An 8,877-nucleotide genomic window follows, 5' to 3' on the forward strand; every position below is an offset into this window, starting at 1 on the left:
AGCCGTTCGTGGCGGTGAACTGCGGGGCGATCCCCGAGAACCTCGTCGAATCCATCCTGTTCGGCCACGAGAAGGGCAGCTTCACCGGCGCCACCGACAAGCACCTGGGCAAGTTCCAGGAGGCCAACGGCGGCACCCTGTTCCTCGACGAGGTCGGCGAGCTGCCGCTGGACATCCAGGTCAAGCTGCTGCGCGCGCTGCAGGAAGGCGAGATCGACGCGGTCGGCGGCAAGCGCCCGATCAAGGTCGACGTGCGGATCGTCTCGGCGACCAACCGCGACCTGTCGCTGGCTGTGAAGGAAGGCCGCTTCCGCGAGGACCTGTTCTATCGCCTCAACGTCTTCCCGATCGAGGCGCCGGCTCTGCGCGAGCGCAAGGAGGACGTGCCGGCCCTGGTCGACGCCTTCGTGAAGCGATTCAACGTCGAGGAGGGCAAGACCGTGGTGGGCGCGACGCCGGAGACCATGGCCTACCTCTGCGCTTTCGACTGGCCGGGCAACGTCCGCCAGTTGGAGAACGCCGTCTATCGCGCCATCGTGCTGGCCGACGCCCCCTACCTGCAGCCGCACGATTTCCCGGCCATCTCCGGCGTCGCCCCTCCGGCCGCGCCGGCCGAGGGCGCGCCGGCCTCAATCGCCATCACGCCGGTGGGCGGCCAGCTGATGCCCGACATCCCGCAGGCCGTGCCGGTGCGCATCCTCGACGAGCGCGGACACCTGCGGACCCTCGAGGAGATCGAGCGCGACCTCATCCAGCTCGCCATCGAGATCTACGCCGGCCACATGAGCGAGGTGGCCCGCCGTCTCGGCATCGGCCGCTCGACGCTCTATCGCAAGGTCCGCGAACAGGGCCTCGAGGACGTCATCAAGGGGGCAGGCGATGAAACCGCCCATGAAGCTGATGCGCAGGTCGCGTGAGGCCAGGCTCGCCGCCCTGATCAAGCTGGCGAAGGTGGGCGCAGCGAGGTCGAAGACGGGCTGAGCAACCTCCTGGTTACGTTGAAGAGCGGCGTCTAGGCCGCAGCGAGAGCCGCCGGCGAACGGCGACGGCGCATCACCGCGCCCAGGCCGCCGAGGCCGACGAGCATCAGCGCCCAGGTCGCTGGCTCAGGGACTGCGCTGGCCGGATCCACCTCGCCGAATATCCGATAGCCCAGGCTGTAGGTCCCAGGGCCGACAGGGTTCGCCGAACCTCCGCCGAACACGACGTCTTCTCCGCTTGGGGCGCTGCCCTCGCCCATGTTGAACGCGCCCCAGCCGAACGACCAGTCCATCCCCGAAACGCCGATCCAGTAGGTTCCGGCGGCGAGGTGCAGCCCCGCGATGCTGGTCTCGCCCAGGCCGTCGCCGACGCCATTCAGGGCCGGATCGATGCCGAACGACGAGATGCTGCTCGTCAGGTCGTAGATGTTGCTCGTGGCGGCCGGCTGACCGCCGACGTCCGACCGCACCTGCAAGCGGACCGGGGTGCCCGGGGCCTCGTAGTAGTTCGTCGAAATCTCGAAGTCGGTCAGGGTTGCGCCCTGGGCCAGGTCGAACTGCACGAGAAAGTACTGATCGGGGTTGCTGGCCCAGTCGATGTAGTAGCCGGTCGAGGGCGTCGGCCCGTGATCGACCAGCAAGGCGGCGGACGCGGGCGCCGCGGACAACAGGCAAAGCGCCACTGCGGCGGTGGCCAAAACACGTCTCATATGCAACTCCACGCGGTACGAACTACTCGACTCAAGGCGCCCTGAGTACGATGCGGAACCGTGGCCGTAAACTGGCCTCGCCCTTGGGGCGAACCATCAGCCGCCGGCGTTCGATTTCCGCCTGAACGGCCGGCGCTTGAGTACTTTCTTCTCGCCCTTCGCCTTGGCCGCGATCTCCTTGAGCTTCACGGTCTGCAGCGCCGACAGCGCCTCGCCCGGCGCGCCCTTCTCCGGGTCGCCGAAGGCGCGGCCGAAGGTCTTCAGGCGCTCGGTCACCGAGCCGATGAACTCGCCCTCCCAGTCGGAAAGCTTGACCCCGGCGCGCTCGGCCTGACGCTGGGCGCGCTTCAGCGCATTCAGCGCCGCTCGCTTCGCCTGAGCCTTGCGGTCGGGCGCCTTCCGGTCTGGCGGCTTTCGGTTCAAATCTCCCCGATCGCCGAGAGGTAAAGGTCGAGGATGGCGTCCTCTTCCAGGCGCTTGGCGCGGTCCTGCTTGCGGATGCGCACCACCTTGCGGAGGATCTTGACGTCAAAGCCGTTGCCCTTGGCCTCGGCGAAGACTTCCTTGATCTGCTCGGCGACCTCGGCCTTCTCCAGCTCCAGCCGCTCGATGCGCTCGACGATGCTCTTGAGCTGGCCTTGCGCGGCCTGGTTCAGCACATCGGGATGGGCGGAGGCGTCGTCGGCCATGGGGGTCTCTTCAAGCTGGAAAGTTGGATCGGCGCGGACCCTAGCTGTGGCTCAACCGCCTGTCATCCGCCCATGAACCTTCACCGCATGCCAGCCGTTGAGACGCAACGACGCGGAGGGGGAAACCCATGTCTGACCAGCCGACCAGCGGACCCACCCAGGCGCAGGCCGAAGCCGCCGTCCGCACCCTGATCGAATGGGCGGGCGATGATCCCGACCGCGAGGGGCTGGTCGACACCCCGACCCGCGTGGCGCGCGCCTACAAGGAGCTGTTCTCCGGCTACGAGAGCGATCCCCGGGCCTACCTGGAGCGGACCTTCGACGAGGTCGGCGGCTATGACGAGCTGGTGATTCTCAAGGACATCCGGGTGGTGAGCTTCTGCGAGCACCACATGCTGCCGTTCCTGGGCAAGGCGCACGTAGGCTACCTGCCGCGCAACCGCGTGGTCGGCATCTCCAAGCTGGCGCGCGTGGTGAACGGCTTCGCGCGCCGGCTGCAAATCCAGGAAAAGCTGACCGCCGAGATCGCCGAGGCCATCCACGACATCCTCGAGCCGAAGGGCGTCGGCGTGGTCGTGGTCTCCGAGCACAGCTGCATGACCATGCGCGGCGTCAATACGCCCGGCTCGCGCCTGACCACCAGCCACCTGCTGGGTGAGGTCCGCGACGACCCCCGCACCCGCCAGGAATTCCTCGACCTGGTCCGCAGCAATGACCACTAAAGCAGACCAGCCGCCTCCAGCGCCGGCCGCAGCGCCGCCGGGTCGGTGAAGTGGTGGACGTGGAAGCCGAGCGCGCGGGCGGCCTCGACGTTGTGCGCCCCGTCGTCGACGAACAGGAAATCCCCCGCCGCCAAGCCGAACCGCTCGCAGGCCAGGCGGAATATCGCGGGGTCCGGCTTGATGAACCCTTCCCGGCCGGAGATCAGGAAGTCTTCGATCCGCCCGAGGGCCGCGCTCATGGCCAGCGTGCCGTCGTAGGTCTCGGGGCTCATGTTCGACAGCACGAACTGGCGGACGCCCGCTGCGTGCAAGGCCTCGATGGCCGCCTCGGATTCGGGGATCGCGCCGGAGAACATGTCCGACCAGCGGGTCTGCCAGGCCGCGATCTCCCGGGCGTATTCGGGATGCTTGGCGCTCAGCGCGGCGCAGTTCTCCGCGAAGGTCACGCCGCGGTCGGTCGCCATGTGCCAGTCCATGGTGCAGACATGGCTCAGGAACCGGTCGCACTCGGCCGGGTCGGAAAAAATCTGCGAATAGAGCGTGCGTGGGCTCCAGCGCACGATGACGTTGCCGACGTCCCAGATGACCGCCTTAGGTCCGGACATCGGCGAAGGCGTCAGCCCTGCTTGGCTTTGAAGCGCGGGTTCGTCTTGTTGATGATGTAGACGACGCCCTTGCGGCGCACGAGCTTGCAGTCGCGGTGACGCGTCTTGAGCGACTTGAGCGAGCTTCTGACCTTCATGACCTTGATCTCGGGCGCGCGGACGGTGGCGTCCGGGGGTTTCGTCGGGAGCGGGCGGATATACGGAAAGGGTCCGGCCAAGTCAATGTCGCCGCTGACGGCGTTGTGATTGAGCGCGGAGTCGACGCCCGTTAGAGTCGCACGGATGCTTCGCCATCGCCGCCTAATGCTCGCCCTCCTCCTGCTGGCCGGGTGCGCCAGCCCCACCGCAAAGCCGCCGCCGCCCCGGCCCGCGCCGCTCCCGCCGCCCCCTGTCGAGGCGCCTGCGACGCCGCCGACGTCCGAGCCGGGGACGATCTCGCCGGTGCGCCCGCCGACGGCCTCCGGCGACATGATCTTCGACGCCTGGGCCGCGGACTTCTACGGCCGGGCGGTGAAGGCGGGGATTTCGCCGGCGCTGCTGGACCGGGAGATGGCGGGGCTGACGCCCGACCCGCGGGTGGCGACGCGCGACAGCCGCCAGCCGGAATTCTCCCAGCCGATCTCGGTCTACATCAAGGCCGCGGTCACCGAAGGGCCCATCGCGACCGGCCAGAACGATCGCACCGCAGTCCCGGCGCTGGCCGCCATAGAGCAGCGCTTCGGCGTGCCGCGCGAGATCCTGCTGGCCATCTGGTCGCGGGAGAGCGCCTTCGGGGCCATCCAGGGCGATTTCGACGTCATCCGCTCAATGGCCTCGCTGGCCGCCCAGGGCCGCCGGCGCGACTGGGCGGAGGGGGAGCTGATCGCGGCGCTGCGGATCATCGCCTCGGGCGAGGCCACGCGCGCCCAGCTGAAGGGGTCCTGGGCCGGCGCCATGGGCCAGACCCAGTTCACGCCCTCCTCCTACCTGGCCACCGCCGTGGACGGGGACGGCGACGGCCGGCGCGACATCTGGGGCTCGTCCGCCGACGCGCTCGCCTCGGCCGCGAGCCTGCTCTCCAAGGGCGGCTGGACGCCCGGCCAGGGCTGGGCGCGCGAGGTGACTGTGCCCGCCGATTTCGACTTCAGCCTGAGCGAAGGCCCGAAGCTGACGCCGCAGGAATGGGCGGACAAGGGCGTGACGCGCGCCGACGGCCTGCCGTGGTCCGACGCCGACAAGGCCGCGCCGGCCCAGCTGCTGGCGCCGGCCGGCGCCTCGGGCCCGGTCTTCCTGCTGCTGCCCAACCACTTCGTGATCCGCAAGTACAACAACTCGGTGGCCTATGCGCTGGCGGTGGGCCTGCTGGCCGACCGGATCGCCGGCGGCGGGCCGCTGGTGAAGCCGTGGCCCGCGGAGACGCCGCTGTCGCTGGCCGACCGGATGACCGCGCAGCGCGCGCTGGCCGCCTTGGGCTTTACGCCGGGCACGCCCGACGGGGTGGTGGGCATGGGCACCCGCACGGCGCTCAGGGCCTGGCAGAAGGCGCGCGGGCTCACCGCCGACGGCTATCTCTCGCCGGTGATGGTCGACAAGCTGAAGACGGAAGCCGGCGTCTCCTAGGCCCCGCCCTCGTCGCTGCGTTCCAGCGTCGCCAGGGTGGCGTCCTCGCGCGTCGCGGGCGCCGGATCGGCGTTGCGCAGGCCGCGGTTGACGAAGGCGTAGATCAGCAAGCCCAGCATCAGAGCCATGTTCAGCACGAAGGGCGCGGCATGGGCGTGGCGGTAGAGCGCCATGAAGGCCGGCGCGAAGACCGCGTTGATGCCGTTGACCGCCGCGATCGCCCCGGCCACGCGGGCCTGGTCCTTCCAGCCCACCGCGAGCGACGAGCCGGCGGTGAACCCCGGCCGGGCGAAGCCGAACCCGAGGCTGGCGATCGCATAGCCGGCCACCACCGTCGAATAGTCGTGCGCCAGCGCCACCATCAGATTGCCCAGCGCCGCGCAGGCGACGCCCCAGCGCAGCAGCTGGCGCGGCGTCATCTCGAACATGCGGATCACCCCCCATTGGGCGAGCAGGCCGGCCACCGCGCCGAACATCATGGCGATGGCGATGGGGCGCTGCGCCGCCAGCGGCGACGCCCCGAGCTTGTCGATGATCAGGAAGCCCAGCGTCTGCTGCTGGGCCGTCTGGCAGGTGGCGACGATGAATCCGTAGATCAGGAACGGGATCACCCGGCGGTCGCGCCACATCGGCAGGGGCTTCGCCGCGGGCTCGTCGGAGGCCGGTTCATCCTGTGGGTCCTCGGCCCGCCGCGTGCTTTCCGGAAGCATGCGCCAGACGATCAGCAGCATCGCCGCGGCGATCGCCGCGAAGGTGAACAGCGGGCCGGCCAGGCCGAGCACGGGATAGATGAACATCGGGGCCAGGAACGGCCCCACGACGGTGCCCAGGCCGAAGGCGCCGGCCAGGCTGGCCATGGACTGGGTGCGCTGCTCGCGCGGGGTGTGGTCGGCCACATAGGCCTGGGTGGCGGGGTTCGAGGCGGATCCGAACAGGCCGAACAGGGCGCGGGCCAGGAGGAAGCAGATGAAGATCACCAGGGGCGCGGCCAGGTGGCGCAGGCCCGCGCTCACCACCACGCCGCAGACCGTCATGGAGACCATGAAGCCGGAGAGCCCCACCATGATCAGGGGCTTGCGGCCGTAGCGGTCCGAGGACTTGGCCCAGAACGGCGAGGCGAAGGCCCACAGGATCGCCGAGAGCGAGAAGATCGCCACCACCATCTCGTCGGGAATGCCGATCGAACGGCCGATGGCGGGCAGGACGGAGATCAGGCCGGTGTTGCCCAGGGCCGTCGCCACCGAAACGCCGAAAATGATCGCAAAGGCGCGCTTCGGCAGGGCGCTCTGGGCAGTGTCGGCGGGCATCAATCGCCGATTAGGCCGCCTCGGTGCGGGGCGCAAACCGGAACGCCTGTCCACGTGAAATTAAACAATAACCGCGATGGTCCCCGGACCTGCGGGAGAGGCTATGTTTCAGATAATCGGCATCGTGCTGCTGTTCGGACTCGTGTTCGGCAGCTTCATCATTTCCGGCGGGAACATTGCGGTGATCCTGGGCGCGCTGCCGCACGAGATGATGGCCATCGGGGGCGCCGGCTCCGCCGCCTTCCTGATCTCCAACTCCATGTCCGTGATCAAGAATGTCGGCAGCGGCCTGGGCAAGGTGTTCAAGGGCCCGCAGTGGAAGCCCGCGGATTACCGCGACCTGCTGAGCCTGCTGTTCCTGCTGACCAAAACCATGAAGTCGAAGGGCGTCATCGCGCTCGAGAGCCACATCGAGAACCCCAGGGAGAGCTCGATCTTCTCGCGCTATCCGAAGATCATGAAGGACCACTTCGCGGTCGACTTCATCTGCGACACGCTGCGGATGATGACCATGAACCTGGAAGACCCGCACCAGGTCGAGGATGCGATGGAGGCCCAGCTCGAGAAGCATCACCACGAAGCGATGGCCGCGCCGCACGCGCTCACCAGCCTCGCCGACGCCCTGCCCGCGCTGGGGATCGTGGCCGCCGTGCTGGGGGTCATCAAGACCATGGGCGCGATCACCGAGCCGCCGGCCATCCTGGGCGAGATGATCGGCTCGGCGCTGGTCGGCACCTTCCTGGGCGTGTTCCTGGCCTATGGCCTGGTGGGGCCGATGGCCATGCGGCTGTCCGCGGTCCTCGAAGAGGAGGGCTCCTTCTACAAGATCATCCAGTCGGTGCTGGTCGCCCACCTGCACGGCAACGCGGCGCAGATCTCGGTCGAGATCGGCCGCGGCAACGTGCCGTCCGGCGCCCAGCCGAGCTTCCTGGAGCTGGAAGAGGCGCTGTCGACCATTCCGCCGGAAGGCGCGCCGGCCTGATCCCGAGGCACGGGCGCCCGACGCCTGCGGCTCAAAAAGTGATCACGAACTCGTGAGTTCAGGGGTTGCCCTGCCCGCGAAGCAGGGCATAGTCCCTCCGCGCCCGGGCGCTGAGCCGGCCAACTCCCGACGTGGGAAGCGGTCCGGCGGCATCCTGCAGGCGTCAGCAACTCTCCGCTTTCAGGGACCCTGAACCATGAACTCCGAACTGCTTCGCAAGCTGCTCATCGCCGGCGCCGCCGTCGGCGCCCTCTCCGTCGCCGCCTGCAGCAAGCCGGCCGACAAGGCTGACGCCGCCGCCAACTCCGCAACCACTTCCGCCACCACCGCCGCCGCCGCCGCCGACACGGCCCAGAGCGCCGCCGCCACCGCCGCCGACGCTGCCACCGACGCCAACAAGGCCGCCGCCACTGTGCCTGCCGACGGCTCGACGGCTGCCACGCCCCCGGCTGCGCCCGAGAAGAAGTAGGGTCCGCCGCGACATCACGAAGCGAAGGGCCGCTCCTCGGGGCGGCCCTTTTTCGTTGCGGGCGCGGTATCAAGCCGCGATGAGCGACGAGACCTTCCCCACCGACTCTCAAGGCCCGCTCGCCTGGAGCGACGACGGCCAACCGCGCTCGCGGCTCTACGACGATGTCTATTTTTCCGCCGAGGACGGTCTGGCCGAGGCCCGCGCGGTCTTCCTGCAGGGCTGCGGCCTGCCGGACGCCTGGCGGGGCCGGCGGCGGTTCGTGGTCGGCGAGCTCGGGTTCGGGACCGGGCTGAACGTGCTCGCCCTGATCGACCTGTGGACCCGCGCCCGGCCGCTGCAGGGGCGCCTGCACATCTTCTCCGTCGAGGCCCACCCGATCGCTGCGAAGGACGCCTGCCGGGCGCTTGGGCGCTGGCCGGAACTCACGGAGCTGACGGCGCGGCTGATCGCGCATTGGCCCGGGCAGGCGCGCGGCCTGCATCGGCTCGAGTTCCCCGACCTCGGCGTCATCCTCGACGTGGCGGTGGCGGAGGTCGCCGGCGCGCTCGAAGCCTGGTCCGGCCACGCCGACGCCTGGTTCCTCGACGGCTTCGCGCCCGCCCGCAACCCGGCGATGTGGCGCGAAGAGGTCCTGGCCCTGGTGGCGGGACGCTCGGCGCCGGGGGCCGTGGCGGCGACCTTCACAGTTGCGGGCGCCGTACGCCGGGGCCTGGCCGCCGCGGGTTTCACCGTGGAGAAACAGCCCGGCTTCGGACGCAAGCGCGAGCGGCTGGCCGCGCGCCGGCCCGGCATGGGGTCGGACCCTGTGGCC

At 69.5% G+C, this 8,877-nt stretch carries 12 protein-coding genes; 6 read left to right on the forward strand and 6 right to left on the reverse strand.

Translation table 11 applies throughout. The annotated features are described in order from the left end of the window. Positions 1 to 917 (forward strand): sigma-54 dependent transcriptional regulator (locus JWP28_RS08380; RefSeq protein WP_299541983.1); only part of this gene is annotated, 917 nt, incomplete at its 5' end. 95 nt (positions 918 to 1,012) lie between these two features. Here the strand turns inward: JWP28_RS08380 and JWP28_RS08385 are convergent. From JWP28_RS08385 to JWP28_RS08395, 3 genes are all read right to left on the reverse strand, one after another. Continuing rightward, positions 1,013 to 1,690 (reverse strand): PEPxxWA-CTERM sorting domain-containing protein, encoded by a 678-nt coding sequence (locus JWP28_RS08385; protein WP_299541985.1) that lies wholly within the window; start codon positions 1,688 to 1,690, stop codon positions 1,013 to 1,015. Between the two features lie 96 nt (positions 1,691 to 1,786). Next, a complete protein-coding gene (locus JWP28_RS08390) occupies positions 1,787 to 2,113 on the reverse strand; it encodes a hypothetical protein (protein WP_299541987.1) in 327 nt (108 codons plus the stop codon). Next, positions 2,110 to 2,379 (reverse strand): DUF2312 domain-containing protein, encoded by a 270-nt coding sequence (locus JWP28_RS08395; protein WP_299541988.1) that lies wholly within the window; start codon positions 2,377 to 2,379, stop codon positions 2,110 to 2,112. Before JWP28_RS08395 ends, JWP28_RS08390 begins: the two co-directional genes overlap by 4 nt. Positions 2,380 to 2,507: 128 nt before the next feature. On the opposite strand from JWP28_RS08395, the gene folE reads away from it, so the two are divergent. Further along, a complete protein-coding gene (gene folE / locus JWP28_RS08400; RefSeq protein WP_299541990.1) occupies positions 2,508 to 3,101 on the forward strand; it encodes a GTP cyclohydrolase I FolE in 594 nt (197 codons plus the stop codon). On the opposite strand, the gene JWP28_RS08405 is transcribed toward folE, so the two are convergent. Next, positions 3,098 to 3,706 (reverse strand): HAD family phosphatase, encoded by a 609-nt coding sequence (locus tag JWP28_RS08405; protein WP_299541992.1) that lies wholly within the window; start codon positions 3,704 to 3,706, stop codon positions 3,098 to 3,100. The genes folE and JWP28_RS08405 overlap by 4 nt on opposite strands. Before the next feature lie 11 nt (positions 3,707 to 3,717). After that, the gene (gene ykgO, locus JWP28_RS08410) at positions 3,718 to 3,843 is read right to left on the reverse strand and encodes a type B 50S ribosomal protein L36 (protein WP_111456358.1); all 126 of its coding nucleotides are present in this window, start codon (positions 3,841 to 3,843) and stop codon (positions 3,718 to 3,720) included. A 145-nt stretch (positions 3,844 to 3,988) separates the two neighbouring features. On the opposite strand from ykgO, the gene JWP28_RS08415 reads away from it, so the two are divergent. Next, positions 3,989 to 5,305 carry a lytic murein transglycosylase gene (locus JWP28_RS08415; protein WP_299541996.1) on the forward strand — a complete coding sequence of 439 codons (1,317 nt, stop codon included), beginning with the start codon at positions 3,989 to 3,991 and terminating at the stop codon, positions 5,303 to 5,305. On the opposite strand, the gene JWP28_RS08420 is transcribed toward JWP28_RS08415, so the two are convergent. Next, entirely contained in the window at positions 5,302 to 6,612 is a 1,311-nt protein-coding gene (locus JWP28_RS08420; RefSeq protein ID WP_299541997.1) for an MFS transporter, read from the reverse strand. The two genes, JWP28_RS08415 and JWP28_RS08420, sit on opposite strands and share 4 nt — an antisense overlap. A 103-nt stretch (positions 6,613 to 6,715) precedes the next feature. Between JWP28_RS08420 and motA the strand changes: the two genes are divergently transcribed. The 3 genes from motA to mnmD all read left to right on the forward strand — a co-directional run. After that, on the forward strand, positions 6,716 to 7,594 hold the full coding sequence (gene motA / locus JWP28_RS08425; RefSeq protein WP_299541999.1) for a flagellar motor stator protein MotA: 879 nt from the start codon (positions 6,716 to 6,718) through the stop codon (positions 7,592 to 7,594). Positions 7,595 to 7,790: 196 nt separating this feature from the next. Continuing rightward, positions 7,791 to 8,063 (forward strand): hypothetical protein, encoded by a 273-nt coding sequence (locus JWP28_RS08430; protein WP_299542001.1) that lies wholly within the window; start codon positions 7,791 to 7,793, stop codon positions 8,061 to 8,063. Between the two features lie 79 nt (positions 8,064 to 8,142). Continuing rightward, the coding region (mnmD, locus tag JWP28_RS08435) for a tRNA (5-methylaminomethyl-2-thiouridine)(34)-methyltransferase MnmD (protein ID WP_299542003.1) at positions 8,143 to 8,877 on the forward strand (735 nt) is incomplete at its 3' end.

This window comes from Phenylobacterium sp. (assembly GCF_028290885.1).
Lineage (GTDB): Bacteria > Pseudomonadota > Alphaproteobacteria > Caulobacterales > Caulobacteraceae > Phenylobacterium.

Coding starts and splice junctions, on each gene's coding strand:
- JWP28_RS08385 (WP_299541985.1), bottom strand. CDS start 1,690: ATGAGACGTGTTTTGGCCACCGCCGCAGTGGCGCTTTGCCTGTTGTCC.
- JWP28_RS08395 (WP_299541988.1), bottom strand. CDS start 2,379: ATGGCCGACGACGCCTCCGCCCATCCCGATGTGCTGAACCAGGCCGCG.
- folE (WP_299541990.1), top strand. CDS start 2,508: ATGTCTGACCAGCCGACCAGCGGACCCACCCAGGCGCAGGCCGAAGCC.
- JWP28_RS08405 (WP_299541992.1), bottom strand. CDS start 3,706: ATGTCCGGACCTAAGGCGGTCATCTGGGACGTCGGCAACGTCATCGTG.
- ykgO (WP_111456358.1), bottom strand. CDS start 3,843: ATGAAGGTCAGAAGCTCGCTCAAGTCGCTCAAGACGCGTCACCGCGAC.
- JWP28_RS08415 (WP_299541996.1), top strand. CDS start 3,989: ATGCTTCGCCATCGCCGCCTAATGCTCGCCCTCCTCCTGCTGGCCGGG.
- JWP28_RS08420 (WP_299541997.1), bottom strand. CDS start 6,612: ATGCCCGCCGACACTGCCCAGAGCGCCCTGCCGAAGCGCGCCTTTGCG.
- motA (WP_299541999.1), top strand. CDS start 6,716: ATGTTTCAGATAATCGGCATCGTGCTGCTGTTCGGACTCGTGTTCGGC.
- JWP28_RS08430 (WP_299542001.1), top strand. CDS start 7,791: ATGAACTCCGAACTGCTTCGCAAGCTGCTCATCGCCGGCGCCGCCGTC.